This is a genomic window from Mesorhizobium amorphae (genome assembly GCF_014843845.1).
In the GTDB taxonomy this organism is placed as follows: Bacteria; Pseudomonadota; Alphaproteobacteria; order Rhizobiales; family Rhizobiaceae; genus Mesorhizobium; species Mesorhizobium amorphae_A.
In genome coordinates, this window is the sequence record NZ_JHQS01000061.1 from 100,395 (window position 1) to 126,166 (window position 25,772).

Annotated in this window: 26 protein-coding genes; 12 read left to right on the plus strand and 14 right to left on the minus strand. The window is 60.3% G+C overall.

The window, feature by feature from the left end; all coding sequences use genetic code 11:
- Positions 1-221 precede the first annotated feature (221 nt).
- Together DH08_RS26990 and DH08_RS26995 are read left to right on the plus strand one after the other, a co-directional pair.
- On the plus strand, positions 222-602 hold the full coding sequence (locus DH08_RS26990) for a hypothetical protein (protein ID WP_192182189.1): 381 nt from the start codon (positions 222-224) through the stop codon (positions 600-602).
- Between the two features lie 111 nt (positions 603-713).
- Entirely contained in the window at positions 714-968 is a 255-nt protein-coding gene (locus tag DH08_RS26995) for a hypothetical protein (protein WP_192182191.1), read from the plus strand.
- A gap of 267 nt (positions 969-1,235) precedes the next feature.
- On the opposite strand, the gene DH08_RS27000 is transcribed toward DH08_RS26995, so the two are convergent.
- From DH08_RS27000 to DH08_RS27015, 4 genes are all read right to left on the minus strand, one after another.
- Positions 1,236-1,454: a hypothetical protein gene (locus tag DH08_RS27000; RefSeq protein ID WP_192182193.1), complete on the minus strand. Its 219-nt coding sequence runs from the start codon at positions 1,452-1,454 to the stop codon at positions 1,236-1,238.
- 588 nt (positions 1,455-2,042) lie between these two features.
- Positions 2,043-2,549 (minus strand): hypothetical protein, encoded by a 507-nt coding sequence (locus tag DH08_RS27005; RefSeq protein ID WP_192182195.1) that lies wholly within the window; start codon positions 2,547-2,549, stop codon positions 2,043-2,045.
- 141 nt (positions 2,550-2,690) lie between these two features.
- Positions 2,691-3,050, minus strand: coding sequence for a hypothetical protein (locus tag DH08_RS27010; protein WP_192182197.1), 360 nt, complete (start codon positions 3,048-3,050; stop codon positions 2,691-2,693).
- A gap of 18 nt (positions 3,051-3,068) precedes the next feature.
- A complete protein-coding gene (locus DH08_RS27015) occupies positions 3,069-4,673 on the minus strand; it encodes a hypothetical protein (RefSeq protein WP_192182199.1) in 1,605 nt (534 codons plus the stop codon).
- Between the two features lie 163 nt (positions 4,674-4,836).
- Between DH08_RS27015 and DH08_RS27020 the strand changes: the two genes are divergently transcribed.
- A complete protein-coding gene (locus tag DH08_RS27020; protein ID WP_192182201.1) occupies positions 4,837-5,091 on the plus strand; it encodes a hypothetical protein in 255 nt (84 codons plus the stop codon).
- A 116-nt stretch (positions 5,092-5,207) separates the two neighbouring features.
- Here the strand turns inward: DH08_RS27020 and DH08_RS27025 are convergent, their stop codons facing one another.
- Both DH08_RS27025 and DH08_RS37525 read right to left on the minus strand, forming a co-directional pair.
- A complete protein-coding gene (locus DH08_RS27025) occupies positions 5,208-5,906 on the minus strand; it encodes a hypothetical protein (protein ID WP_192182203.1) in 699 nt (232 codons plus the stop codon).
- 276 nt (positions 5,907-6,182) lie between these two features.
- Positions 6,183-6,338: a plasmid mobilization protein gene (locus DH08_RS37525; RefSeq protein WP_192182205.1), complete on the minus strand. Its 156-nt coding sequence runs from the start codon at positions 6,336-6,338 to the stop codon at positions 6,183-6,185.
- Between the two features lie 289 nt (positions 6,339-6,627).
- On the opposite strand from DH08_RS37525, the gene DH08_RS27035 reads away from it, so the two are divergent.
- Positions 6,628-7,299, plus strand: coding sequence for a hypothetical protein (locus DH08_RS27035; protein ID WP_246801008.1), 672 nt, complete (start codon positions 6,628-6,630; stop codon positions 7,297-7,299).
- A 21-nt stretch (positions 7,300-7,320) separates the two neighbouring features.
- Here the strand turns inward: DH08_RS27035 and DH08_RS27040 are convergent, their stop codons facing one another.
- From DH08_RS27040 to DH08_RS27065, 6 genes are all read right to left on the minus strand, one after another.
- Entirely contained in the window at positions 7,321-7,800 is a 480-nt protein-coding gene (locus DH08_RS27040; protein ID WP_192182207.1) for a DUF488 domain-containing protein, read from the minus strand.
- A gap of 365 nt (positions 7,801-8,165) precedes the next feature.
- Positions 8,166-9,284 carry an AAA family ATPase gene (locus tag DH08_RS27045; protein ID WP_192182209.1) on the minus strand — a complete coding sequence of 373 codons (1,119 nt, stop codon included), beginning with the start codon at positions 9,282-9,284 and terminating at the stop codon, positions 8,166-8,168.
- Positions 9,281-10,129 (minus strand): DUF7146 domain-containing protein, encoded by an 849-nt coding sequence (locus DH08_RS27050; RefSeq protein WP_345892457.1) that lies wholly within the window; start codon positions 10,127-10,129, stop codon positions 9,281-9,283. Before DH08_RS27050 ends, DH08_RS27045 begins: the two co-directional genes overlap by 4 nt.
- Before the next feature lie 324 nt (positions 10,130-10,453).
- Positions 10,454-10,636, minus strand: coding sequence for a helix-turn-helix domain-containing protein (locus DH08_RS27055; protein WP_192182213.1), 183 nt, complete (start codon positions 10,634-10,636; stop codon positions 10,454-10,456).
- 136 nt (positions 10,637-10,772) lie between these two features.
- The gene (locus tag DH08_RS27060) at positions 10,773-11,312 is read right to left on the minus strand and encodes a hypothetical protein (RefSeq protein WP_192182215.1); all 540 of its coding nucleotides are present in this window, start codon (positions 11,310-11,312) and stop codon (positions 10,773-10,775) included.
- Positions 11,313-11,450: 138 nt separating this feature from the next.
- Positions 11,451-12,818, minus strand: coding sequence for a site-specific integrase (locus tag DH08_RS27065; protein WP_246801009.1), 1,368 nt, complete (start codon positions 12,816-12,818; stop codon positions 11,451-11,453).
- Between the two features lie 352 nt (positions 12,819-13,170).
- On the opposite strand from DH08_RS27065, the gene DH08_RS27070 reads away from it, so the two are divergent.
- The 3 genes from DH08_RS27070 (at position 13,171) to DH08_RS27080 (ending at position 15,350) form a co-directional block, all read left to right on the plus strand.
- Positions 13,171-13,752, plus strand: coding sequence for a VOC family protein (locus DH08_RS27070; RefSeq protein WP_192182217.1), 582 nt, complete (start codon positions 13,171-13,173; stop codon positions 13,750-13,752).
- A gap of 23 nt (positions 13,753-13,775) precedes the next feature.
- On the plus strand, positions 13,776-14,579 hold the full coding sequence (locus DH08_RS27075) for a glutathione S-transferase family protein (protein ID WP_192182219.1): 804 nt from the start codon (positions 13,776-13,778) through the stop codon (positions 14,577-14,579).
- Between the two features lie 444 nt (positions 14,580-15,023).
- On the plus strand, positions 15,024-15,350 hold the full coding sequence (locus DH08_RS27080) for a hypothetical protein (RefSeq protein ID WP_192182572.1): 327 nt from the start codon (positions 15,024-15,026) through the stop codon (positions 15,348-15,350).
- 51 nt (positions 15,351-15,401) lie between these two features.
- Here DH08_RS27080 and DH08_RS27085 read toward each other — a convergent pair whose 3' ends face one another.
- The gene (locus tag DH08_RS27085; protein WP_192182221.1) at positions 15,402-15,617 is read right to left on the minus strand and encodes a hypothetical protein; all 216 of its coding nucleotides are present in this window, start codon (positions 15,615-15,617) and stop codon (positions 15,402-15,404) included.
- A 342-nt stretch (positions 15,618-15,959) separates the two neighbouring features.
- On the opposite strand from DH08_RS27085, the gene DH08_RS27090 reads away from it, so the two are divergent.
- On the plus strand, positions 15,960-16,196 hold the full coding sequence (locus DH08_RS27090; RefSeq protein WP_192182223.1) for a hypothetical protein: 237 nt from the start codon (positions 15,960-15,962) through the stop codon (positions 16,194-16,196).
- A 114-nt stretch (positions 16,197-16,310) separates the two neighbouring features.
- Here DH08_RS27090 and DH08_RS27095 read toward each other — a convergent pair whose 3' ends face one another.
- Complete coding sequence (locus tag DH08_RS27095) at positions 16,311-16,661, minus strand: hypothetical protein (protein ID WP_192182225.1); 351 nt, start codon at positions 16,659-16,661, stop codon at positions 16,311-16,313.
- Positions 16,662-16,854: 193 nt separating this feature from the next.
- On the opposite strand from DH08_RS27095, the gene DH08_RS27100 reads away from it, so the two are divergent.
- From DH08_RS27100 to pstA, 4 genes are all read left to right on the plus strand, one after another.
- Positions 16,855-21,102 (plus strand): PAS domain-containing protein, encoded by a 4,248-nt coding sequence (locus DH08_RS27100; protein WP_192182234.1) that lies wholly within the window; start codon positions 16,855-16,857, stop codon positions 21,100-21,102.
- Positions 21,103-21,651: 549 nt separating this feature from the next.
- Positions 21,652-22,656, plus strand: a complete 1,005-nt coding sequence (locus DH08_RS27105) for a PstS family phosphate ABC transporter substrate-binding protein (RefSeq protein WP_192182236.1) — start codon at positions 21,652-21,654, stop codon at positions 22,654-22,656.
- Positions 22,657-22,776: 120 nt separating this feature from the next.
- Entirely contained in the window at positions 22,777-24,165 is a 1,389-nt protein-coding gene (gene pstC, locus DH08_RS27110) for a phosphate ABC transporter permease subunit PstC (protein ID WP_192182238.1), read from the plus strand.
- Positions 24,158-25,771 carry a phosphate ABC transporter permease PstA gene (gene pstA / locus DH08_RS27115; protein WP_192182240.1) on the plus strand — a complete coding sequence of 538 codons (1,614 nt, stop codon included), beginning with the start codon at positions 24,158-24,160 and terminating at the stop codon, positions 25,769-25,771. Before pstC ends, pstA begins: the two co-directional genes overlap by 8 nt.
- Position 25,772: the final 1 nt, after the last annotated feature.

Genomic DNA, 25,772 nt, shown 5'->3' on the forward strand with positions numbered 1-25,772 from the left:
CTCTCTTGACTGCCCAACGGGCTCATATAACTTTTGTCTCGTGCCCGAGAAGAACCGGCGCCGGGCACCTTGGCTAGCCGCGAGATAACCGACGATGGGGGAGCCCTTACGTCGTAGACAACGAGCAGCACGGCTGCCCAACACAACTCCCAAGCATCAACCTGGCTCGCCTGCCCGCGAATGGGCGTTTGCGGCCTCAAGAATGTCATTGGAGAAAAGTCATGCGGACGCAAAACGGCTACTGGTGGGCTATCAGCATTCGGCAGGACGACGACCGTCCCGAGATCATCGACGTAGGTTCTTATTCATTTGGCCAAATGGCTCGCGTTGGCGATTCCGACCCCTTTGACCTCATCGAATTCGAGCTACTGCAACATCTTGATACCACCCGCTGGCCGACGGAGGGTGCGGTCGATCCAGCAACCGTGCACGAGGGCTACTGGTGGGCTCTCGACCCGGAGGAGGAGGCACATCAGATTGTCTTTGTGGGCAAAGATTTGGTCGTTCGAGACTTCAACGGCGACTTTGAGCGCAGCCTGGATGAGTTCGAATTTGTAATGCCTCTGGATATCATGCAGCCAGCAGCCCGAAGCGACCAATAGCGCTTGCTTGTTGCCTTCGGTGAGCCCGCTTGCGCATGCCGGCGCACGCGGCGATGCTGAAGTATGGGTTTCTTAGCGCCTCTTCGCTTTCCATTTCCCGGAGTTTTGAAAATGTCGGCGAGCAACGAATGGACCGAATACCACCTCACTCCAAAAGGCTGGGTGACCGGATCGGAGAAGACGGACTTCAATCTTGCCGAACATCCGCGGCCACATGATGCCGTTCAGACCGTGAAAGTCCGCGATTACCTGTCGTCGATCTATTCGACAGTGGAGCACACGCGCACAATCATATGGGAAGCGAAAGACGTCCAGGCGATCGCAAAGCTGAAGGCGAAATTTGGCGAAGCGCCGGACCTTGCCTAAGTCGGAAGACTTGAGGGATTAGCCTTCCCCCGCCCGCCAGCGCGCGTTCCCGCTGTCCGCTGCTTTGCCCGCCATTCCTGCCAGGCGCGCTCTGCCGCGGCCCTGTAGCCGGCCGGCATGCGCTTCCAATTGGCCGGCGGCAGACGTATGCACCATTTCGGCTCGCGAAAGCCCCAGTGCTCGAGCCCGACCATCTGCGAGCCATCGAACCAGACCGACACATTGTGCTTGGGAAAATGCAGTGGCTTGGCTTGCCACCATGTCCTTTCAGTTACGGTTCGGCGGCTTGTAGCTCTCCCACCGCGATAGACGGGTCTCGATGTCGAAGCGGGACGCCTCGAAGTTGGTGCCGGTGTTATCCTTGTTTTTGCCGTCGATCAGCCGATATAGCCCGTTGTTCTCGACATCGTCGACAGGGTGGGTCGATCGCACCACCCGCAGCCATAGCGATCGTGCTCGATCGCAAACGTCCTTGACCCTGCTCATTTCTTCCTCCCGTCAGTCTCCATGCTGCTCGAGGTTTTATCGCACACGCGATCCCGGCCGGGCCTGCCAGCTCTCGGTCGGCGCGCTCAATGTGCTCCTGATCTCTAAATCTCGTCAAGAATGATGTAGGCCCAGGCCGCCGGTGCTCGATTTATCAGCGGTAGTCAGCTGTAGGTGTGCGCCACGAACGCCTTGGCCGTATTGGAGTTCGCTGCAGCCAGAGCCCTCGCTTGATCGGCCGACGGCCGAAAGCTGCCTGCATGGTGGCCTTGCAGAGGAAAGAAGGCGGCCAGAAACTTTCTGCAGATACACATGCGAAAAACCTTTTCGAACGCACCTCAAACATCCGCAATCGTCTCCCTGGCCACCACCAGCAGCAAGGACAGAGTCCGCCTTGCCGTGATGGCTTCACAGGTGAACCGCCCATGTCGGTAGAGGCCGTGCGCCGGTCCTCTTGGCGCACCAGCTCGGGCCCCATGAAAGCGGCAAACCCGTTTGCCTCGCTCTGCCGGCGCTTTGCACCCGACACCAGTTCGCTTGCTCGTGGCTTGGCATCGGGGGGCGGCGTGCGCCCTGTCCATGGGATTATCAGCCATTCCCGCCCGCTTCCCCACCCCCTTGGGCCACAGTTCCGACGATAGCTTGGCCGCCTCTCTCGACCGTCACGCGCTCGACAACCACCCGCTGCTCGCCCTTGCTGCGATAGCGCTTCAAGGCCTCAACCTGAGCCACAAATGTCCGGGTGAGCCGGTTAAGTGCCCTCTCGTATCCTTCCTTCACTACCTCGGTTTTGGCCCCGCCCATGCTCGCGGCCGTATTGACGGTAGCGATGTGAATTGCGGCCATCTGGACAGCCAGGGTTGTCTCTAGCTGGTCTCTCGGTTTCATGCCGGCAACCATCGACAAGGCGTAGTTCATATTCTGCTCGCTGACCGTGCCCCCGCGCTGCGCCACCATGCCCAAAGCATCGAGGGTGCCAGTCAGAAATGCCTCGCTGTCTGCCGCAAGGGACTCGGACAGCAATTCAAAGCCCAATTTCGGATCTGGGTGATTGATCGAAATGGAGGCAACGGTTTTGCCGTCGTTCTTACTCATAGCGACCGCCATTGTCGGCGTTGGCCGCGCTTGATGGGTACGCTTTCGATAGGCCTTCTGAACAGCCAGCTCTCGCTCAGTCGGCTCGTATGGTTTTGCGACATTGGTGTTCGGCTTTTTGTGCATCGGGACTACAGCCATTCAGTGCACCGTGCCGTCTGTAGCTTCGGCAGCAGCAGATAGAGCCAGGCTCTTGTCCACTACCTTGCCTAGATCGCCGACTGCATAGTTGGCGTAGATCTGGCCCAGTTCGTGAAGTTCCAGAGCCCATTCGTGGTCATTCAAGGCACGGGCCCTTTCTGCCGCTGCATGTAGTCCATGCGAGGCCGCGAGGTAACAGAAGATGGTTTCAAGTGTTGGTCCCTCTTCCTCATTGCGGGCTTGCGCCATGCGATCCACGAAGAGTGCCTTGGATATGGAACTGTCCGGATCCGGCCTGCGAGCAAAGCCATTCACAACCTCCTCGGAGAAGGTGTTGAGCCATTCGAACACTGGCGTCATGCGCAAGGCCCTTCGTTTCTAGTACAAACCGCCAACGCCGTGATCGATGGCGTTTGCCGCGCCGGGGGACAGCCCCCTCATTCCAGAGGCCACACCGCCTGGCGCCGGGCCTGATGGCTTGCCAGGAAACCCCATTCCGCCCACCGCATTAGCCACCCTCATTGGCCCTTCGAAGGTATCGACAATGTGCGTTCCGACAGAGATGTTGTTGCCGCCAAGAAGCCCCGAGAGAGCTGGCTTACCTGCCGCGACGTTCTTGCCGATCAGACCGCCAAGCATCGCCCCGAGAGGTCCAAGCGCATAGCCGCCGATCGCAGCACCTGTGACCATTCCCGTGGCTGATTTTGCCTTGGGACCGAACATGCCGCCCGTAGTCGGGGCCTGTGTCGAAATGCCGGTCTGCCCGAGAGGCCCCGAAATGGCTGGCTTCGAAGATGGAACGCCGCCCCATGCCGCCATCTGCGTTCCATCCGGAGCCGTTGCCGTAACCGCGCCGAATTTGTTCGTGGTGTAGGTCGGGCCGTAGGATGTTGCCCGTGAAACGGTCGTTCCTGGCGTTGAGGTCTGGGCCGTTCCTACGGTGCCACCATAGACATCCGCAGGAGACAGGGCTGGACGAGCCGGGGCAAGGCTCTGCCGGCTCACAGCGGGCGCCACAGCGGCAGGAATGGCCCTTGGTGGGGAAACTACAGCCGGGACAGTGGCAGGCACAGGAGCCAGCGCTGGGCGTGGCGTGGCGGGCATACCGATGGTTGGGGGAGCGAGTGGCGCGGCCTGTGGCGTAAAGGACTGTGGAGCGGCTGTCAGCGTCGAAGAAAGCATACCTGTGACGGCAGAGGACGGAACCGATACTTTGGGCGCGGATGGCGCCGCCAGATTGGCAAGGCTCATTGGCCCAGTCGGCATTGCCCGATCAGGAGCAAGCGATGGGGCTGCCTTCACCGGTCCGCTTGGCATAGCCCGATCAGGAGGCAGAGAACCCAGATTGCCGATCGATATCGGCCCGCTTGGCATCGCCCTGTCTGGTGCCAGGGATACAGGGCCGAGAGGGGAGCGCGTGACTTTCCCGACCGGTGCGGCGTTGAACGGAGACAGCCCCCGCGAGGGCGGCGGCGACATAGAAGCCGGCAGTGATTTGCTATAGAACGAAGCCGGCATTTCCTTGAACATGCGCGCATTATTCAGTAGGCCGGCATTCGGGGCCGCGATGTTTTTCCACTGGTTCGCTTGATTTGGCCCCGCGACAAACTTGTCCAAATGCATGGCGATGCCGCCCATGTAATTGGTGCCGAGACCTATCCCTATAATGCCTTTGGCGGCGGCGGCCTGCGCGACGTCAAGCATGGCCTGCTTGTCTTTAAAAGCGTTTAGCTTCCTCCCCGAGGGATCAATAATCGAAACGTCGGCCGCCAGCCCTGTCTTGTGACGATTGGATCCGAATTGCTTGCCGGGGTCTTCCGTCCCGGATGTCACGCTGACGGTGTAGCCCGGCCCCAGGGTGTCACGGACGGCGCTGCGAATGGTGTCAACAACATCCTGGCTTGGCTTGTTGGGTCTGTGAGCCCCCATATTATAGCTAACGCCCGCCAGATTTTGGTCTGTTCGGTCAACCAGCGCTGCCATGCCTCTTGGTGCGGCATAGGAGACATCCGCCAGATTGGACTGTAGTGCAGCGCGCTCCGAAAGCGGCCCGGGAATGTCTACCTTCGGCCTAGCCGATGGCGTGATGGAGTTGACATTTGCCAAGGTAAATCACCATGTTGTATGTAATGCGAAGAGGAACCCGATGAAAACCGTCCTGATAGCCGCAGTTTTTGCGGTATATTCCCTGCCCTCAATGGCTTTTGACCTGAAGGGGGCGGTCGAAACGTACGATGAGGCATCATCCATCTGTGCGTCCGGCGAAAACCATGACGGGGAAAAGGTCAGCAAAGCTGCCATGAAGTCTGCCTGCGCCGATACCATTCGGTTGCGCGCCGATCTGACTGGCAACGGCTATTGTTACGACAAAGCCAAGTTTGAATGGGCCGCCTGTAAGTGACGGGCCCCAACGGGCTCGGTTGAGACAGTACGTATTGCCCGCATGCCCGTTTGGGTTCAAGAGCGCAGCCAGGATTTCCTGCAGGGTCATCGATCAAATTTCCTTACTAACATCCGCTATTGCCAACTGTTGGCCTCAATTGCGATTGCCCTAGCCGAACCGGAAGTACTAAACGTATACGTGCGACCCGTAAATGGTCCAATCGGATAGTCAAAAGCTACAGCACATTGGTAACCTGCTACATGCTCGAATGACGTCCGCTTTGTAATGTTTGTGAACGATGTAGTTATCCCGCTATCATTCACAATTCCGCCTGATGTCACTGTACTCAGTGACAATACATCAATCGATGTATTTGTTGACGTTGCAACCGCATTGCCGCCGTCGACATCACCCAACTGAGTTGTTAGATCTGGCGTGGAGATAACCACAATTGAGCATTGCGTGCTAATTTGTGTAGTGAAAGTAACCGTGCCGCTTGCTCCTGCGGGTTGAAATCCAGCGGACAGAACACCAGCGAAGACTGTGCTTCCTGCGCCACCGTGTCGGAAGAAGAAACCATTGGCACCGCCCCCAAGGTTAGACACGCCTCCCACTGTCCAACTAGTGATAGATACAGTAACAGGATTTGCTGCTGACGCTTTGGTTTGACCAAAAATATAAACTAAGAGCGATCTACCGGAATATTCGGGGCCAAACTTTACTCCATTAAATGTGTGTGAAGTCCCGAATGCCGAAGGCCCTACGGTATCAACCAACGTGATAGCGGGCGCGCTCACAAATCCCGCAATTCCCATAATCCCCGGCAGCATCATTCAGTCTCCTTGATTAAAGTCCATCCTAGGCGGCTCTTCTTCACCGTTAGTGTGTCGTTGATGGCGGTAGATGGCCGCGTGACTGCCTTCGTCATAGCTCCTAGCGCCGCCCGCTGATTGGTCACGGCAAAGCCAAAGCCGCTTTCGAGCGGTTCGATGCCTGGCAGGGTACCGGCGCGGGCATCAGCAACGATTGAGCCTATGGCTCTGCATTCGCCCCTATGAAGGCGCCAAAGCTGCATGAGGGTCATTGGCGGAGCGTGGACATAGGACATGCTACGCAGCCGCCCGCTGACAGGCCTGCGAGGCCGCCTCTCGGATATACTCCGACAGAGTGAGGCCACGCCTCATCGCTGCGGCTCGCAGCGCGTGCTTCTCTTCCGGGGAAACGCGAAGCCGGATGTTTTCGATCATCGCAGCGCTAAGGCGCATGGAAATCTCCTGTGGCGAACACGGGAAATGTATCAGGCTGGACTATTGCTGGCGTTCCGCATTATCGGCAATGTGCGGCATGATCCGCATCTAAGCTTGGAAGCGCCTTTCCGAGATACAGTAAGTGCTGATTCAAAACTATCCGATGTGCCCCTTGTTCGAATGAATTTTACTGGGCAAGGGCTGGGGACGGAGTTCGATGGCTACGCGAAAGGCAAGAATTCTCATTCTATGCAAAACATACCCATCGCCAAGCAGCAAATACTCCGAAACTTCTTGCGTGGCGGGGATGGAAGACAATGGACACCTGATCCGCCTTTTCCCAGTGCCCTTTCGTCTGATAAATGACGATCAGCAGTTCAAGAAATGGCAGACTATCAAGGCCACGATCGAGAAGGCCAGGGACGACCACCGACCGGAAAGCCATCACATCAAGGTCGACACGATCGGCAGAGATGGACCGCCTATCTCAACCAAAAACGGTTGGGCAGAACGTTGGACATTCTTAGATAAGGCCACGATCTACGACGACTTTTCGGCGGTCGAAGCGGACCGCAAATCGACTGGTCGCACCCTGGCGTTTTTGCGTCCTTCGAGGATTTTGGCTATCGACGTCACGCCGTCGTCGAACCCGGATTGGACGTTAGAGGAGCGGGACAAGCTTCTGACGTATCAACAGCAGGGTGGGCTGTTCGATGCAGCTGATGCCCCGGCAATTCGAACGCTTCGCAAACTCCCGTTTGAATTCCACTATCGCTATCGCTGCGACGTCGGAGGCGTCGAGGCTGAGTATCGTCACAAAATCGTAGATTGGGAGGCGGGCGCTCTCTTTTGGAATTGCCGAAGGAAGTATGGCGAGAAGTGGGAGGCGCCGTTCCGAGAAAAACTGGAAAGCGTTTTGCCAGCAGCTGACCTAATTTTCTTGATGGGCACAATCCATAGTTTCCCGATCAATGGCTAATAGTCAGCCTGGTTTATCCCCCTAGGCGGCCACCGCTCCAAGAGCGTCAACAATCGCTGTTTGATCTGTGAGATGGAATATCTCGGCACCGGTCTTGTCGGCCACAGCCCGGGCAACGTATGTCCTATGGCAGAACCGATAGTCTGCCTCAAAGCATACAAGACAGGCGTTTTTTGATCGTGTGAGCTTGGCTACTTCAGCCAGAGATTCGTCTTGGCCGCCCAAATACTGGAGAAATCCGGTCGTATAAACCGACCAGCTACCGTCCCGCTTATACCTGTCGCGAACGATCTTGGGACACCCCATCGCCTTCGCGTGGGTGTATGAAATTCCGGCCGATGCAAGAGCCCCCTCAAATGAGGTTTTCGAAAATCCACGTTTCCGCGAAAGTGGCGTGGCACGGACGTCTATGACAAGATCGATCCCAGCAGACTGAAGGCGAGCAATGAAGCGATCGATGGTCAGCCCTTCATATCCGAACGTGTAAATGGACTTGGTCATCGGCCTGCCTCCTTCGGAATCACCATATAACTTGAGCGGCAAAATCTGAAAGATCGCATTAATGGACCTTCTGTGGTTGCGCGCAAATGCCGCCGTTCCATGATGCGCACGGTCACCTTTCTCGCTTCCAATGATAGACTGCAAGCGCCTCAGCATCCCCAGCCGCGACGATAGCCACACCTACCGGGTCAACACGCCAAGGGGCCTTTGGGTGGAGCTGCCTCCCGATCCCGTATCGCCTACACCACCTGGCAATCGTATCGGGTGACACGCCAGCGATGCCGGCCGCTTGCTGAAGTGTGAGCGATTTGGGCTTGGCGCCTTGAACAGTGGTAACATCGGTAACATGGTAACTTTGGGGTCCGTCACTCATCGCCCCCTCCGTCGAATGTTACCTTGTTACCGTTGTTACCGGGGGGTAGAACATCGGCGAATTTCGCCGCGTTTTTTGGCGAAATGTAGCGCCCACGCCCACATTTCTGCACTTCTCCGGCCTTAGCCATGCCAAAAAGCAGCTTTCGAATGTTACCGTTCTTCATTCCGGTAACATCTGCGAGGTCGGACGGCGACATGGGCTCGGTGGCCTCTTCCAATGTTACCGCAATGTTACCGCGCTCGCCAGAACGGCGGACTTCGGCCGCTTCGCCGGTAACATTCCAGAATCCCGCCGTGAACTTCATGGCGCTTTCCTTCTCCTCTACGTCGCGACCTCTGACGTAGAGCGTGATGCCGTTCTGATCGCGATCGAGAACCAGGGTCGTGTCGGCGCAGGCCGAGAGCCCATTGGAACCGCTCAGGGCTTCTAGAGGATCATCGGCGCCACCCTTCTTGGTGTGGTGCAGCGCAACCACGGCAATGCCCTGCGTGGTTGCCCATTGCTGCAGTCCGGCCATAGTCGAATAATCACTTTCATAAGCGTTCTGGTTGGAGTTTCCTGCGGGCTTCACTCGCTGAAGCACATCGATGACGATCAGGCGCGGCTTGGCCACCGACTGGCGCCACTCGTCCAGGCAGTCAAGAAATCCGTCATTCAGCATTGGGGCATCGCTGCCCCATTGAAGTCGCGACAGATCCGGTCGATTGCGGGCGTCGGGGTAGAGCGTGTCTATCCGGCGCTGAATGCGTCGGTGACCATTTTCCATGTCAATGTAGAGAACGTCACCAATCTCGCACGAGATCGAACCCATGGCGTACCCGCCGCAGGCCACTGCAATTGCCCAATCGATCGCCAACCATGTCTTGCCGAGTTTCTGTCGTCCGGCGAGCACCGATAAGCCTTCGCTGATGTAGCCGGGCACAATCCACCGAATGGCAGGGTAGACCGTCGCCATAATCGTGGTTGTATTTGTCCGCTGGAATCTCGAAGGCCTTTTGCGCCCCGCTTCCCTGGCCTTGCCGCCATCAATGGGCGTGAGGATCGGAGCACTGATTTGCTTCGATGCTCCGGCGGCGCGCAGTTTTTCTTCGGGGGAGAACTCGATCATGCCGCCGCCCTCCCGGCGATATCGTTGAAGTCGGTACCGATGTCCGGTGGCATCCATATGACGCTTTCCCGGCCCGCATCGGCCCATGTCTCGGCGCATTTGCGTGCGGCCTCATTGCCCGCCTGCCGAAGCCTGCCAGCTTGCACTTTGGCCGTGTCATTGTCCGCGAAGATGGACAGGCATTCGACGCCGGGCAGCACCGGGAAGTTGGCGAGCGTTCCGGCCGTCATCGTGGACCAGACCGGCGACATACCGAAATTGCCCATCACAGCCAAGGCGGTCTCGATGCCCTCGCCAATGGAAAGGCCTTGCATGACATCCTCGTTGGGCGAGAGTTTCACCACGGCGCCCTTGTTGGAGCCGAGCATTTTCTTTGCATCGTCCAGGCCGCGTACCCGAGCCTTGCCGTTGCCATTCGGCGCGAGCGCCGTGCGGTGGATGCCCCGAAAGTCGTTCGAAACGATGCCCACCATCGCCGCAACCATTGCCGGCAGCCGGATGGTCTCGCCATTGTCGAGCCGGAACGGGCATGCCGAATGAAAGCGAAGGGCGCGGCCTCTGAACACCACGGTTGGGATTTCGATTTTCCGGCCTCTGAGATAGCGCTCTGCCGGCGTGCCGCCGATGGCCTTTGCCTCCTGCCATATCGACAACGCGAACTCGCGGCGCTGCATAGCCTCGGGCGAGGGATCTGTTTGGCGGGGTACATACACGGCCCGTCTCTCGCCGTGAGTTTGCCGCTCAATGCCGAGCAATTGCCGCACATGGTCACGGCACGCCGCAAAGTCGTCGTTGGCGTGGGAGTGAACCAGAAAGCCGTCCGGCGCCCTCGGGTCGAACGTCACCGACAATGAGCGGTCCTTGATGGAATGGCCGGGGCCGGGGCATAGAACCGAATCCCGGCCGCTCACGTCGCCAAAGAGAGCCTGAGCTGCGAACCGGATGTTCATGCCGCAGCCCTTTCGCCGATGCGCGCCAACTCGCAGACGAGCCGAGCGATATGAAGAGGCAAGCGGTGCTTTGCCGCCAGATGGCGGGCTGCTATTTCCGTTGCGTGGGAAACTTGGTTTTGGTAGTTTTGCAGCTGTCCAGCTTTCATAACCACCGGTGCGCCGTGCCTGACGATTGAGCCCGTCAGGTGCGGCGTTTCGCTATGGAGATGCATCGGATCATGCCTCCACAATCGAAGGAAGGTTTTCGATGTGGCGGCGGAGGCTATCAGCCAAGATCAGGGTACGACGCCCCTCCTTCCTCGCCTCGATCTTCCGCGTCTTGATAAGCTCGTAAAGCTTCGTGGGACCGAGCCCCGAAACCTCGGAGGCATTCTTGATCGTAAAGGATATTGCTGTCATGTCGTCTGGTTTTCCTTTCGCCGTTGTTCACCAGCAAGCGCGGTGGACATGGGGAAAGGATCAACGATTTGACGGGCGCAAGTAACTGACAACGCAGGACAATTGCGGCCACAGATCGATGGCCGGCGCTGGCCAATTATGGTCGATTTTGTCCGATCTTGTCCTTTCGGTATCGGCCTAGCGTTTTCGTGCTTGGCACCAGCCTGTTGCGGTCGCCCAAGAATTTGCGAATTGTGTCTTCCCACCGCGCGACCGAAAGGCCCTTCAGGGCATCGCCAAGCTCTGAGACGGCGTAATCTATCGCGATGTAGTGAGCCGTCTGTTTTTCGCCTCCATTGGTTGGCTCGCCTTCGCTAACAGCGGACCGTTGCGCCAATGAAAACGTATCGGGCTCCATCGAGACGATCCAAGCCTGAAGGCTTTGGAGCCCAATTTCTGCTGGGTAAGTTTCCCTGGCATAGTAGAAGCCGCCTACTCTCAACGCGCTTGGATCTTGCGATAGATCGGCGCTGCCACTGAAGATGATTTGCCCTGCTTCGTGGTATTCCCCACGGCTTTGAATACGGCCCGTGTTACAGGCGGCGCGCAATAGGGGCTTTGCCTTGAATTCTGGAATGAACAGCCGCGAGAAAACTCTCTCAACAGCTTCTAGGAACGGTATCCAGTTTTGCTGCATCGCGCACCTTGCGAAGCACCTTTGAAGTGGGCCGCAGGGAAGCCAGGAGGTGCACCCTGACTTGTCGGCTGGCCGGCCTATCCCTGCGGTTTCAATCAGACCTTTTGAGTGTTCCGGTTCCGGGCTATTGCAGAATTTTCATCCTCGCAAACTCACCACCGTACCGCGCTCTGCATCGACCAGCGGCACCACTGCAGCGGCCGTCAGATCGTCCAGCGCGTTGACGATTGCGGAGGCATAGTGACGTTCAATCATCTTGTCCGATGTGTCGTGTAATTGGGCTACCAGCCGGACAGGCAGTGCAGCCCGGAGGCAACGCACAATGGACGAGTGCCGTAACGCATAAGGCACCGTATCGACTGGCAGGCCTGCTTTCTCGATGATGGCTGCCCAAGGGCGGGTAATCTCGGTCGGTGATTTCCAAGGGCCGCGACTGTCGCGCACCCACTCTGGCCTCGCACCTGGCTTAGCCTTCTCTTGTCGGTGCCGCCAGCGCTCTAGAAGGGGATCGGCCGAGCGTCTGCCGGCGATAGAAGGCCGCAGAGATTCGATGACATCCGCGCCCACACGCGTTGCAATATGGGTCGATCGCTTCTGGCCTCGTCCTTTGCGGGAAGTTGGAACCATCAGCCGCGACTGCACTGGCTGCACATCGCCTACGAGCATTCGACTAACCTGAGAGAAGCGGGCGCCAGTCGCGGCAAGGACCAGCACCATAAGAAACAGGTCGCCGTTCCATTCCTCCGCCTTGTCCACCGCTTTCGCGGCGTCGATGATGCGCCGAATATCGGCATCAGGCAGGGCGGCGCCATCCCGAGCCGCAGCAGGCTCCGCCTCTCCGACCTTGAGGCCAAGCTTGACGGTCATGGGGTAGGTTGCTGGTAAGCGTTTCAATGTCCTGGCGGGCAGCCCATTCAGTGCTGCCCGAAAGTCATTCACGATTCGCCGCACCGTCGAGACGGCAAGTTCTGCTCCCAAGCCTTCGCGCCAGTCGGCTAAATCCTCGTCGGTCAGCACATCAAGCCGCTTTGCCGCGACGGGATGGGAAAGCACATGCTGGCTCAGGCGGCCCTTGGCGTCGTCCGGTCTGGCCCCTTCCTGTTTCATGGCGCGCGCCTTCCGGCCGGCTGCATAGGCCTCCACCACTTCGCGCACTGTTGGAATCGGGGCCTTGCCAGCATCCTGCTGCTTCTGGCGCTCCTGCTCGACGTATCGAGCCGCCTTGGACTTCGCTTGTTCGAAGTTCAGCGTTTCGACGCCATCGGCCGCCAGACCATCATCAGCAGCTCCAAGACCGTCCTGCTTGTATCTGCCATCAGGAAGACGCCAGCGCACCAGCCAGCGGCCAACGCGTTTTCCCTTCCGATAGCCAAGATGAACCTCAGCGCTTACGCCGCGCCAATGCACGCCCTCTCTCAAACCCTTACGGGCGTTCGGGGTCGTCAATGGTGCTTCGCGTAGGGTCTTCGACATCGAGCCGAACCAGATTCGTCTAATATCCGTCAATTATACAGCCGCGCGCGACTGCGAACAATGGCGAAGACGGTCCCGCCAAAGGTGAATTAACAGGGAACAGACAAAAAACAAATGCGGGCAATGGCGAAGAATGCGGCCTTGAAGCTTACGCCCTCTCACGGCGGGAACAGGGGTTCGATTCCCCTTGGGCGTACCAAGTCTCTCCAAGCTTTCCGCACCATCAACCGAATCCATCGCTTTGCGTCGGGTAGGGTCTGGTTGCATTCGCTGCTTCTGGCGTGCGGCAGCCGATTGCATTAGCATCGCACGGGCTCAAGCGGTGCGCAGAACGCCGGGCGCCGGGCAGATCCGGACGACAGTTGATGCCACGGGAGGAAGGCCGATGCAGAAGCTGCAATCGCAGGGCGTCCATCACATCACGCTGGTCGGCGCCGGGCGTCAGACTTCGATCGATTTCTGGGAAGGCGTGCTCGGCATGCCGTTCATCTTCGAGCAGCCCAATCTCGACAAGGCCAGTGAAAGCCATCTCTATTTCGATCCGGGCGACGGAAGGCTGATCACCATCTTCACCGATGAGAGCCGCACGCCGGAGAAGCGGCGCACGCCGACCGATCCGGGCTGCGTCCATCACATCGCGTTTGCAGTGTCGCGCGTCACCTTCCTGCAGGCGGTCGCCCGGCTCGACGAGCGCGGCATCAAGCACAGCGGCGTCAAGGATCGCGGCTTCATGGATTCGATCTATTTCGAGGATCCGCTCGGCCTGCTGATCGAGCTGGCGTCCTACCGCTTCGAACCGCCGGCAGGCTTCACCCATGCCGATGTGCTGATGGAAGCGCACAGACTGCGCGTCGCGCGCGGCGACTACAACATTGCCGAAGTGCATCTCGCCGATGCGATCCAGGCGCTGGTCGAGCGCTCCCGCGCCACCTTGTCGGACGACCGGGCGCCGAAGAACCCATACTGAAACAAAAACATAGGGAGGAACACATGGCCAAGACAGCGACGAAGAGTGCGAAGAAACCTGCGGCCAAAGCAGCGACCAAGCCAGCCGCGAAAGCGACGGCAAAAGCCGCGCCCAAGGCGAAGCCGGCGAAGAAACCTGCCGTGAAACTCAGCATGCTGAAGCCCAGCGTCAACAACATGACGGTCCGGGTGTTCGCGCGCGCGGCCGGGCTGGATGCTGCGGAGACCGATGCCTGGGGCCACACCCGCTCGCCGGAATTCATGGCACGCAACCCGGCCCATCTGACGCCGATGATCGAGGACAAGGGGCTTCCCAGAGGCGTGCTGTGGGAAAGCTGCGCCATCATGCAATACCTCTCCAACAAGCATGGGCTGGAGAAATTCTATCCCAAGGCGCCGGCCAAGCGGGCGATGATCGACAGTGCCATGTTCTACCTGGTCGGCACGCTCTACCCCTATGTGGCGCGCGCCACCTATCCGTTCCTCGGTTTCCCGCAATATGCCGGCGAGGTCGGCCATAGCGACGCCCACCCCGACAAGAAGTCCGAGGCCCAGAAGGCGGCGATGGCCGCGATCGCCGAGCCGCTGGAGGTGTTTCACAGCTTCTTCCGGGACGGCAAGCCGTTCATCGGCGGCAAGAACCCGTCGATCGCCGACATCCGTCTGGCGGCAACGCTCGAATTCCTGGCGGTCATCGACTACGCATTGCCCAAATGGGCAAAGGAATATGTGGCGGCGGTCGAGAAGAAGCTCGGCAAGGCCTATGCAGAGCCGGCCGCCGACGTGCGCGGCTATATCGCCTATGTGAAGTCGCAAGCCAAAGTGTGACGGCGCGGCTTTAGAGCGGTTCAGCTTTGATAGAATCGCCGACCCGCTCTAATTCTTTGTTTCTACGCAATTCCGGGCGGAAAACCGCTGCGCACTTCTTCTGGAATTGCTCGAATGACAAGGATTCGTTAACCAAAGCCCTGTCTACTGCATAGCAATTCATCTCCAGCCTGCGACCACGGATGTACTGGCGCGGAGCGAGAGGTGGAAGGAAAGGTCGGCCATGCGCCGGCCTTTTGCTTTTGAAAGGGCTTTTGTCCGGGGACGGGGAGCAGTCGCGCTACCGGCAGCCGCATCAAGTCCTTGCGAAGCATATTGTCATTGCCAGCTTCGACCCTATCATCGATTTTAGTTGTCCTGTGCGGACTGGCAACCGGTGGAAGAAACGAGGACCTGCAAATGAAAAGCGGCACAGCACTGTCGGCGATTGTGGGAACAGTATTGATGGCGGCAATCGCTCAATCGAGTGCCGCATCGCTCAACACCATGAACGATGTCGGAACGGCGATCCAGGCGTGCTGGACGCCGCCGGCGGATGCCGGCAATTCGACGGTCACATTGAGCTTCAGCTTCAAGCGCGACGGCACGCTCATCGGCCCGCCCAAGACGACGGCCATCAAGGTGGCCGGTGACGAAAAGGCGCGTCAGGCCTTTGTCGATGCCGCGACTGCCGCGTTGCGGAACTGCCTGCCGCTGAGCTTTTCGCCGGCGCTTGCCAAGGGCGTTGCGGGTAATGTGTTTACGCTGCAGTTCAAGTCACCGAAGCAATAGGCGGTCGCCTGCCGGCGCAGACGGCGCGCTTCGCGACCGGCCGATGTAGGCTCAATGGTGTCCGCGCCTGACGTTGACGTGCCGTGCCAGCTCGGGCATCTCGAACACGTAGTCGTTCCAGGCCGATTCCGGAATCTGGCCGGCCAGGTAGCATTCCACCAACAGTTTCTGCTCCGGGGTCAGGGCTTTTGGCCACCACTCATGATCCAGTCCAAGCGAGTGGATCAGGTTCCTTGTCAGCCCCGAGACGGTGAAGTGGATAGACATCTTCGCCCTCCTTTTTATTTACCTACAACGCGGGATGTCGGACAAAGGTTTCACAGGAAGCGGCCGACCACCGTGAAATTGGTCACGCTCGACCGTGCCGGCGGATGGTGGCGCCGGCACTGCCTTTCGCCTGTCTCAATCTTGAATTGAAACTGTAGTTTTGTGCGGTCGAGGAGCTGGCCGGCGCGCGGCCGGCGCGGGTGGTCGGACCGGCCTTTTTCCCAGCGGACTGACCTTTCGGCGGATGGCTGGTCAGGGCGCGCCCGATCCAGCGAACGGCTCGCCGCCGGAACGGCTTGCCGGCTGCCGCGTTGTGACAGACGACCAACCGGAGCCATCGACATGGTCACATTCAGGGAAATGAAGGTACAGGAAATTGTCGAGGACCAGTCCCTGACCACCGAACAAAAGATCGCCAGGCTTCGCGACATCGAATCCGAGGCGCGCGGGTTGCAGCGTGCAGCGTCGGAAGGACCGATGAGCGACGATGACGGCTGGCAGGACGAGCTGCGGCAGGTTCGCATCGCGCTGGACAAGCTTGGCGCCAAGGAGCCCAAGAAGGGCGCGGCATCGCTCTAACCCTTTGTTTTTACGCAAATTCCGGACTGAAAACCGCTACGCACTTTTCCTGGAATTGCTGTAGCAACTGTCCTTTGCGCAGTCAAACTGTCGGGCAAGTCTCGCTCGCCGAATCTATTCGCAGACGACGCGGTAGCGCGTGCCGGGTTTGCTGACATTCCTGCAGGCGAGCACCGCGGCCGGATCGGAAGACGTGAGGGGTGGAGGAGCGGATGTCACCCGTCTTGCCCGGATGGGCGGCGGGGCGAGCCTGCGGGCCGCCGCGCGTGTTGGTGCCTGAGGTGGTGCGACCGGGAAGACACCCACCTGCGACTGGCTGGTTTGCGCATGGGGTGGAGGCTTGTCCCAGATACGCCTGACGTCGAGCGGCTGCGGGATGACCACGGTGCCATCGCCGCTGCGCGCGCACCCGCCCGCTGCAAGCAGCGCCGGGAAAAGGAAAACAAGCAGGAATCGTCCGAACATTAGCAACACCCCAATATACTTATAACGCGGCTGAGCCGTGGCCGACAACCGATGCAATGCCGCAGTCAGGGCCGATGCGGAATCCCAGCCGGAGGCCGCTGCGATTTGTTATGGTTAGCGGTCCGTTAATGCTTCTCGGGCACATTCCGCCGACGGGCCGCGAAGGGGGTTCGGTCCTGGGGGTGGGAGCGGCATGGCGGAAGTGGACGAGACGGTCGGGACGGCTGGCAAGCACGCTCCCCGCAAGGCGGTTGCGCGTGGCGACGACGCGCTTGCGCCCGCCGGGCAGGCGTCTTCGCCCGAGGCGCTGCGCGAGATGCTCGACGCGGCCGCGGACTGGACCTGGGAAACAGATGCCGAGCTGCGGTTTTCCCGGCTTTCGGACAATTATCAGGCCGCCACCGGCATTGAACCCGCCAGTATTCTCGGCCGTTTCCGCTTCGATTTTCTTAAGCAGGTGCTGAAGGGCAGCCATAGCGCCGCCGCGCATCTGGAGGACCTGCAGGCACAGCGGCCGTTTCGCGACTTCGTCTATGAGCTGAAGGGCGGCCGCAGCGATTGCCGGTGGATCTCGATCACCGGCCTGCCGCGCTTCGACGGCGAGGGTAAATTTGCCGGCTATCACGGCATCGGTCGCAACGTGACGGCACTCGCAGGTGCCTTCGAGGACCTCGGTCAGAATGACCTGTCCCGCGGCGAGGGCAGCGAACAGCATCTCGCCGATCTCGAGCGGACGATGGATGCCATGCACATGGGCGTCGTGCTTCTCGACGCCCGGCTCGACACGCTGATCGTCAACAAGGCCTATCGCGAACTCTCCAGGATTCCAGACGGCGCCGTGACCGTCGGTGCTCCGTTCAGCCTGCTGATGGAACTCAACCGCCGCAACGGCATCTATGGCGACATCGACGAACAGCAATGGCAGCGCTACCTCGCCACCCGCATCGAGGAGATTCGCGCCGGTTCCGTCGCGCCACGCGAGTTTCGCCATGCCAACGGCAAGACGATGATGTTCTCGGTGACGGCGCTGTCAGGCGGCAGGCGGCTGCTGACCTACTACGACGTCACCGAGGTCAAGCGTCGCGATGCCGAGATCGAGAGCGCCAACGCCAAGATCACCGAGACCTTCGCCAATCTTCGTACGATGGTCGATCAGATGCCGATTGGCGTCCTTGTCCTCGATGCGGATATGCGCGCCGAGTTGATCAACCGCGCCTTCTATGACTTCTGGGAAATCGATCCCAAGCGCGCCGGGATTGGCTGCGGTTTCCGCGAGCTGATGCAGGCCAGCCGCGACACGGACCCCTATGGCACCGACGACGCGGTATGGCAGGGCCACATCGTGGAGCGCGAGGCCGAAATCATGGCCGGCGTGGCGGGCTCCAGGCAATTGCCGCGCAATGACGGCCGTACGCTGATTGCATCGCTGGCGCCGCTGTCCGGCGGCAAGCGGCTGATCTCCTATGTCGATGTCACCGAGATGAAGGATCGCGAGGCCGAGCTCGCCGAGGCGCTGGAGAAATCGCGGCTGGCCGAAGCGGTGATCAAGCGGCGCGAGACGGAAGCAGAGGAGGCCCGCAAGAACCTTGCCACCGTGCTGGAATCGCTGCCTGCCGCCGTCATCATCTACGACCGCGACGACAATTTCGTCTTCGCCAACCGCAAACTGCAGGACACGCTGCCGGCGCTGAAGTCGGCATGGCAGCCCGGTCGCAGTTTCCGCGAGGCGCTGGAGCTGGGACATTCGGCCGGCTATTTCCGGCTGAGCGGCGATGCCGATATCGACAGGCTCTACGATGGCGATCTCGGCATCTGGCTGGACGCCATCCTCGCCCGCTACCGACTGCCCAACTCCTGCTACGAGCGCCTCAATCCCGACGGCCGCTGGTACCAGGTCTACGACATGCGGACCGACGACGGCACCTTTATCGGGGTGCGCGTCGACATTTCCGACATCAAGAGCCGCGAGAAGGCGCTGCACGACTCGATGCGCCAGATCGACCTGTTCCGGCACGTCATGGACGAACTGCCTGTAGCTGCCTTCATCAAGGCCCAGGATCTCAGCATCGAATTCGTCAACAAGGCCTGGTGCGCGCTGACCGGTCTGACCAAGGAAGACGTCATCGGCCGGACCGACCGCCAGCTGTTCGGCACCGAGGATGCCGAAAGCTACAGCCTCGACGACACCGAGGTGGTGGTCACCGGCAAGGTCTTGGAGGTCGAGGAACCCGTTACCCATCGCGACGGCACGCTGCGGCAATTGATGACGCGCAAGAGCCGGCTGGTGGCGCTCGACGGGTCGGTGCATCTGGTTGGTTCCAGCACCGACATCACCGACGTAAAGGCGCGCGAGCGGGCGCTGGAAGAGAGCATGCGCGAGAACGAGGTGTTCCGCAGCCTCATCGACAACGTGCCGGTGTCGATCTACGCCAAGCGCTCCGACCTCAGGCAGTTCTACGTCAACAAGGGCTGGTGCGATCTCACCGGCTTCGCCAAGGACGAGGCGACGGGCAAGACCGACGTCGAGATATTCGGACCGGACGGCGAAGCCTTCGTCGCCAGCGACCTCGCCGTGCTGCGCACCGGCGAGACGCAGGAGATCGAGGAGACAGTGACGCTGGCCGACGGCAGCGTGCGGCATCAGTTCGCGCGCAAGGGCGCGATGATCGCGTCCGATGGCTCGCTCTATCTGATAGGCTCGACCACCGACATCACCGAGCTGAAGCAGCGCGAGGCCGAGCTCAGCGAGGCGCGCCAGCGCGCGGTGCTTGCCGACCGCGCCAAGTCGGAATTCCTGGCCAATATGAGCCACGAGATCCGCACGCCGATGAATGGTGTGCTCGGCATGGCGGAGCTGCTGGCCAAGTCCGACCTCGACCCGAAGCAGAAGACGTTCACCGACATCATCGTCAAGTCGGGCAACGCGCTTTTGACCATCATCAACGACATCCTGGACTTCTCCAAGATCGATGCCGGCCAGCTCGTGCTCGACCCGGCGCCCTTCAACCTTGCCGAGGCTATCGAGGACGTGGCGACGCTGGTGTCGACACGCGCCAAGGAGAAGGATCTCGAGCTCATCGTGCGCGTCCAGCCCGGCCTCGAAAGCCAGTTCATCGGCGATGTCGGGCGCGTAAGGCAGATCGTTACCAACCTGCTTGGCAATGCGGTGAAGTTCACCGACGAAGGCCATGTGCTGGTCGATGTCACCGGCGTCCGGGTTCCTGCGGGAACGAAGCTCACCATCTCGGTCACCGACACCGGCATCGGCATTCCCGAGGAGAAGCTGAAAGCCGTCTTCGAGAAATTCAACCAGGTCGACACCTCGTCGACCAGGCGGCATGAAGGCACCGGGCTCGGCCTCGCCATCACCTCGCGGCTAGTCGAGCTGATGGAAGGCGAGATCGGCGTAGAGAGCGCCGAAGGCAAGGGCTCGACCTTCTGGTTCACGGTGACGCTGCCCAGGGCAGAGCAGCAAAGCGGGCAACGGATCATGCCGGTGGACGTGACCGGCGCACGCGTGCTGATCGTCGACGACAATGCCGTCAACAGGTCGATCCTGAGCGAGCAGATGGCGTCGTGGACCTTCGATTCCTGCGCGGCCGAAAGCGGTGCCGAAGGGCTGAAGGTGCTGATCGCAGCCGCCGCCTATGGCGTTCCGGTCGACTGCGTCGTGCTCGACTACCAGATGCCCAACATGAGCGGCGCCGAAATGGCGCGGATCGTGCGCAACACCGCGGGTCTCGCCCATACGCCGATCATCATGCTGACCTCCGTCGACCAGTCTCTCGCCAACACCAGCTACCGCGACCTCGGCATCGATGCCCAGCTGATCAAGCCGGCGCGCTCATCGGTGTTGCTTGAGACACTGGTGGCCACCATCCAGCGCCACCACCACACTGAGGAGGCGAGCCGCGTGCTGCCCTTGGCGAGCGGCGGGGGCGTTCAGGCGCCGTCGACGGCACAGCCTTCCTCGACCGCCTCGGTGCGGGCCCAGCTGCAACCGCCGCCGGTTCGGGCGCGCGTCCGGGCCACGGGCGAGCGGGGGCTCGACATTCTGGTCGCGGAGGACAATGAGGTGAACCAGATGGTGTTTACCCAGATCCTCGGCGAGACCGGCTACGGCTTCGAAATCGTCGGCAATGGCCGCAAGGCGCTCGACGCCTTCGGCAGGCTCAATCCGCGCATGATCCTGATGGACGTGTCAATGCCGGAGATGAACGGGCTGGAGGCGACAGCCGCCATTCGCCGCCTCGAGGAAGAGACGGGCACGCATGTGCCGATCGTCGGCGTCACCGCGCATGCGCTCAAGGGCGATCGCGAGCGCTGCCTGGAGGCCGGCATGGACGACTATCTGCCCAAGCCGATCAGCCCAAGGGCGCTGCTCGAAAAGCTTGAGCGCTGGATCGGCGCGGACAGTCAGGTCCAGCGCAGCGCCGGCTAAAGATCTTATCTCCGCGTGCGGCTGTGCACCGTCCCTGGATGGGCGGTCGCCGCCGCACGCGATCTGCTCGCGGCGCCCCGGAAACGCCGGGTTACCCTAAGGTATGGTGCGATCGCACCATACCAAAACCGGCGACCAGCCGTGACAATGGGTGCATCGAATTTGGCTCCCTCGGTTACGGGCGGGAGCAGCGACCGCCGACTAGAACAGCGTCGAATCTACCCCAACGGACCTGTTTTCGGCGATGGCTCGGCCATGACACGCTCTGGCCAAGGGCAACGCGTTTCCGTCCGGCTTTTCTTTTCTCGGCGGCGCGGCTCGTGTCGCTGAGGGCAGATGAGGCTAGAAAATCTCGCAAGTCCCTGATTCCCGTGGTAAACCGCGACTGAGCTGCCAAGGCTTGGCGGGCAACGGTTTCGACATGCTTGTCAGACGTTACAGGGCTGACATGAAACTGTCATGCGACTGTAATAATCGGGAGCTATTGGCCTCAGCGGGCGCCGGAGGAAATGGCGCCGAAAGACCACCTTCCGAACAGGAGCAGGCCACATGAAGAAATTCCTCCTCACGGCGTCGGCCGCGGCGCTTGCGCTCGCCGCGTCGGCAGGTTATGCCGCCGCGCGCGACCAGATCCAAATCGTCGGTTCGTCCACAGTGTTCCCTTTCACGACGGCTGTCGCTGAAAAGCTCGGCCAGAGCGGAAAGATCAAGACCCCGGTCGTCGAATCAACTGGAACCGGCGGCGGTATGAAGCTGTTTTGCCAGGGCGTCGGCGAAAATACCCCTGACTTCACCAATGCCTCGCGCGCCATCAAGGACAGCGAACTTGAAACCTGTAAGGCAAACGGCGTCACGCCGGTCGAGATCAAGGTCGGCTTCGACGGCATCGTGCTCGCCAACTCGAAGGCAGGGACTGTCGTTGATCTGACCAAGGAACAGATTTTCAAGGCGCTCGCCAAGAACGTCGCTGTTGACGGAAAGGTCGTCCCCAATCCTTACGTGAACTGGTCGGATGTCGATGCGTCGCTTCCCGCAACAAAGATCGAGGTACTCGGCCCGCCGCCCACGTCTGGCACGCGCGATGCGTTCGTTGAACTCGTCATGGATGCGGCCTGCCAGGAAGAGGTGAAGGCGGCTAATGAAAAGGGTTGCGGCGAAATCCGCGAAGACGGCGCTTTTGTCGAAGCCGGTGAAAACGACAATCTGATTGTCCAGAAGCTGGAAGCCAACGCGAATGCCTTCGGCGTCTTTGGTTTCTCGTTCCTTGACCAGAACGCCGACAAGTTGCAGGGCCACAAGGTCAACGGCGTCGAGCCGACATTCGAGAACATCGCGTCCGGCGATTACGGCGTTTCCCGCTCGCTCTATATCTATGCCAAGAAAGAGCATGTCGGCGTCATCCCCGGCATGCAGGAGTTCATCGCCGAGTACACCACGGACGCTGCATGGGGTCCTGATGGTTATCTGGCCGACAAGGGCCTGATCCCGCTGCCGGACGCCGAGCGCGCCAAGTGGGCAGAAAGCGCCAAGGCCTTGAAAGGCATGGGCTCCTGATGTTTCGGGGTCCGGGCGTATATCCGCTCTGACCCTGATGCTCTAAAGCACAAAGCGCGGGACCAACGTCCCGTGCTTTGAGCCGGTGAATGACCGGCGGTCGAGGGGACGTCCTGAATCATGGTCGGTTATCTCGTTGTTCTTCTCTTGGTTCTGGCTGCTGCTGCCTATTGGATCGGCCGGACACGCGCCATTGCCAGCGTCAATGGCGACGTCGCGCGTCTGCATTCGCTGCCTGGCCAGCATGGCATGTTTCTGGCGCTTCTTGCTGCTGGTCCCGCGCTGCTTGCGATCGTGTTGTGGTCGATGGTGACGCCGGAAATTGAATCGTCAATCATTGCCGACCGCTTCTCCGCCGAGTTGTCGGGAATGGGCGTTCCGCAGGTCGAAGCTTTCATCCGCGATGCTCACGCGATGGCCTTTGGCGGGCTTGTCGGCTTCGCCGATCCCACGAAAGAGGCGGCCGCAGCCGTCTACAAATCGATCCATGCGACCAGCACCTGGATCATCTGGGCCGTCGTGCTCGTGCTTTCCGCGTCCGGATTTTACTGGGCCTATTCGCGCATCGCACCGGCCTACCGGTCGCGCCACGTGGTCGAGCGCATTCTTCGCGTATTCTTGATCGCCTGTTCAGTGGTCGCGATCCTGACGACTATCGGTATCGTCCTGTCGCTTATCTTCGAATCCCTGCGGTTCTTCCAACAGGTTCCGTTCTACAAGTTCCTGTTCGGCACGCATTGGTCGCCGCAGAGCGCCTTCACCGGCGCCGGAACGGAAGCCGGCGCCGTCAACCAGGACATTTTTGGCGCGGTGCCGCTCTTTGCCGGCACGTTGCTCATCACCTTCATCGCTATGCTGGTGGCCGCGCCTATCGGGCTGATGGCTGCGATCTATCTTTCGGATTACGCCGCCAAAAGCGTCCGCGCGGTCGCAAAGCCGATACTGGAAATCCTCGCCGGCATTCCGACCGTCGTCTACGGCTTCTTCGCCGCGCTGACGGTTGCGCCCTTCTTCCGCGGTATGGGCGAAAGCCTAGGCCTTAGCGTTGCGTCCGAATCCGCGCTCGCCGCAGGTGTGGTCATGGGCATCATGATCATTCCCTTCGTCTCCTCGCTTTCCGATGATGTGATCAACGCCGTTCCGCAATCCCTGAGAGACGGTTCCGCCGGCCTCGGCGCGACCAAGTCGGAAACCATCCGCAAGGTGATCCTTCCCGCTGCCCTTCCCGGCATCGTTTCGGCGATGCTGCTCGCCGTCAGCCGCGCAATCGGCGAAACAATGATCGTGGTCATGGCGGCGGGGCTGGCGGCTAACCTGACGGCCAACCCGCTCGAAGCGGTCACCACCGTGACAGTGCAGATCGTGACGCTGCTTGTGGGCGATCAGGAGTTCGACAGCGCCAAGACGCTTGCAGCCTTCGCACTCGGCCTGGTGCTGTTCTGCATCACGCTTTCCCTCAACATCGTCGCCTTGCGCGTCGTCCAGAAATACCGAGAGCAATATGACTGATGCGACCTCGTCATTCGGCGCCGTCAGACGACCGGTCAGCGTTCATACCGACGGTGCCGCGAAGGCGCGGCTGAAGGGCCGTTACCGCACGGAAATGTGGTTCAAATGGCTTGGCGCGGGAGCCGTCGCGTTGGCCGCCCTCTTCCTTGTGTTGCTCTTGTCGACGGTCGTCACGCAGGCGATCCCCGCGCTTCGACTGAATTATCTGACACTGCCGATCGATCTTTCGGCGGCCAAGGTCGACCCGGCGAAACTCGATGCCGTAAACTACGACTCCATCGCCCAGGAAGCGCTTACGGCAAAATTTCCGGACGTGACGAGCCGTCAGGACAAGCGCCTGCTGCGCGGGCTGATTTCCACCGGCACAGGCGTCTTCCTGCGCAAAGATATTGCGGCTGATCCGGGGATGCTCGGAAGGACGGTGGACTATGCAGTTCCACTTGACGATTTTGCCGACCTCTATCTTAAGGGTTTGCTTGCCGACGTCGGTTCGAACGAAGCGATTTCGACAAGCGTCACGCCTTCGGAAACCAGCGGCGATATCGATCTGACCTTCGGCGACGATCGCATGCTGGCCCTGGCGCGCGGCCATGGTGCGACCGAGGGCGAAAACGGCATGCTCACGCTAACGAGCGGCGCGCCATCGCTGCTGGTCGCGTTCAATGGCGGCACGGTCAAACTGAACGCGCTGTCGCCTGGGGCCAACGGGACGGCGACCGCAAAGGGCACGGTGATCGAGGCGCTGGACAGCACGACGCCCGCCGCGAGCGGCCAGGCAGTCCTGCGCGTCATCAATACGCCGGAAGCATCGCGAAAGATTTCGGACAAGGAGATCGTCTGGCTCGACACGCTGAAGAGCGCCGGCGTGATCGAAAGCCGGTTCAACTCGATCTTCTTCTTCACCGGCGCAAGCCGCGAGCCGGAACTGGCCGGTGTCTGGGGCGCGGTCGTCGGATCGTTCCTGACCATGATCGTAACACTCGCCATCGCCTTCCCGATCGGCGTTTCGGCGGCGATCTATCTTGAGGAATTTGCGCCCAAGAACCGGCTGACGACGATCATCGAAGTGAATATCAACAATCTGGCGGCGGTGCCTTCGATCGTCTTCGGCCTGCTTGGACTTGCCGTATTCCTGAATTTCTTCGGCCTGCCGCGCTCGGCTCCGGTGGTCGGCGGCATGGTGCTGGCCCTGATGACCCTGCCTATCATCATTATCGCCTCACGCGCATCCCTGCGCGCCGTGCCGCCGTCGATCCGCGAGGCGGCGCTTGGCATCGGAGCGTCCAAGGTCCAAACTGTATTCCATCACGTCCTGCCGCTGGCGATGCCGGGTATCATGACCGGCACGATCCTCGGAATGGCGCATGCGCTGGGCGAAACCGCGCCGTTGCTGATGATCGGCATGGTCGCCTTCATTGTCGACATTCCCGGCGGCTTCACCGATCCCGCGACGATCCTGCCGGTGCAGATATTCATGTGGGCCGATTTCCCGGAAGCCGGATTCCAGCAGAAGACTTCGGCGGCGATTTTGATTTTGCTGCTGTTCTTGGTCATCATGAATGCAATTGCGGTGATACTGCGCAGGCGCTTCGAGCGGCGCTGGTAAG

What these genes read in the sequence shown, in the direction of transcription:
- DH08_RS27045 (WP_192182209.1), bottom strand. Translation starts at nt 9,284, where the DNA reads ATGATCGAGTTCTCCCCCGAAGAAAAACTGCGCGCCGCCGGAGCATCG.
- DH08_RS37525 (WP_192182205.1), bottom strand. Translation starts at nt 6,338, where the DNA reads ATGCGCCTTAGCGCTGCGATGATCGAAAACATCCGGCTTCGCGTTTCC.
- DH08_RS27090 (WP_192182223.1), top strand. Translation starts at nt 15,960, where the DNA reads ATGGTCACATTCAGGGAAATGAAGGTACAGGAAATTGTCGAGGACCAG.
- DH08_RS27080 (WP_192182572.1), top strand. Translation starts at nt 15,024, where the DNA reads ATGGCGGCAATCGCTCAATCGAGTGCCGCATCGCTCAACACCATGAAC.
- DH08_RS27015 (WP_192182199.1), bottom strand. Translation starts at nt 4,673, where the DNA reads ATGGCAGCGCTGGTTGACCGAACAGACCAAAATCTGGCGGGCGTTAGC.
- DH08_RS27000 (WP_192182193.1), bottom strand. Translation starts at nt 1,454, where the DNA reads ATGAGCAGGGTCAAGGACGTTTGCGATCGAGCACGATCGCTATGGCTG.
- DH08_RS27035 (WP_246801008.1), top strand. Translation starts at nt 6,628, where the DNA reads ATGGAAGACAATGGACACCTGATCCGCCTTTTCCCAGTGCCCTTTCGT.
- DH08_RS27005 (WP_192182195.1), bottom strand. Translation starts at nt 2,549, where the DNA reads ATGAGTAAGAACGACGGCAAAACCGTTGCCTCCATTTCGATCAATCAC.
- DH08_RS27010 (WP_192182197.1), bottom strand. Translation starts at nt 3,050, where the DNA reads ATGACGCCAGTGTTCGAATGGCTCAACACCTTCTCCGAGGAGGTTGTG.
- pstC (WP_192182238.1), top strand. Translation starts at nt 22,777, where the DNA reads ATGGTCGGTTATCTCGTTGTTCTTCTCTTGGTTCTGGCTGCTGCTGCC.
- DH08_RS27025 (WP_192182203.1), bottom strand. Translation starts at nt 5,906, where the DNA reads ATGATGCTGCCGGGGATTATGGGAATTGCGGGATTTGTGAGCGCGCCC.
- DH08_RS27075 (WP_192182219.1), top strand. Translation starts at nt 13,776, where the DNA reads ATGGCCAAGACAGCGACGAAGAGTGCGAAGAAACCTGCGGCCAAAGCA.
- DH08_RS27095 (WP_192182225.1), bottom strand. Translation starts at nt 16,661, where the DNA reads ATGTTCGGACGATTCCTGCTTGTTTTCCTTTTCCCGGCGCTGCTTGCA.
- DH08_RS27055 (WP_192182213.1), bottom strand. Translation starts at nt 10,636, where the DNA reads ATGACAGCAATATCCTTTACGATCAAGAATGCCTCCGAGGTTTCGGGG.
- DH08_RS27040 (WP_192182207.1), bottom strand. Translation starts at nt 7,800, where the DNA reads ATGACCAAGTCCATTTACACGTTCGGATATGAAGGGCTGACCATCGAT.
- DH08_RS27085 (WP_192182221.1), bottom strand. Translation starts at nt 15,617, where the DNA reads ATGTCTATCCACTTCACCGTCTCGGGGCTGACAAGGAACCTGATCCAC.
- DH08_RS26995 (WP_192182191.1), top strand. Translation starts at nt 714, where the DNA reads ATGTCGGCGAGCAACGAATGGACCGAATACCACCTCACTCCAAAAGGC.
- DH08_RS27060 (WP_192182215.1), bottom strand. Translation starts at nt 11,312, where the DNA reads ATGCAGCAAAACTGGATACCGTTCCTAGAAGCTGTTGAGAGAGTTTTC.
- DH08_RS27070 (WP_192182217.1), top strand. Translation starts at nt 13,171, where the DNA reads ATGCAGAAGCTGCAATCGCAGGGCGTCCATCACATCACGCTGGTCGGC.
- pstA (WP_192182240.1), top strand. Translation starts at nt 24,158, where the DNA reads ATGACTGATGCGACCTCGTCATTCGGCGCCGTCAGACGACCGGTCAGC.
- DH08_RS27105 (WP_192182236.1), top strand. Translation starts at nt 21,652, where the DNA reads ATGAAGAAATTCCTCCTCACGGCGTCGGCCGCGGCGCTTGCGCTCGCC.
- DH08_RS27020 (WP_192182201.1), top strand. Translation starts at nt 4,837, where the DNA reads ATGAAAACCGTCCTGATAGCCGCAGTTTTTGCGGTATATTCCCTGCCC.
- DH08_RS27100 (WP_192182234.1), top strand. Translation starts at nt 16,855, where the DNA reads ATGGCGGAAGTGGACGAGACGGTCGGGACGGCTGGCAAGCACGCTCCC.
- DH08_RS26990 (WP_192182189.1), top strand. Translation starts at nt 222, where the DNA reads ATGCGGACGCAAAACGGCTACTGGTGGGCTATCAGCATTCGGCAGGAC.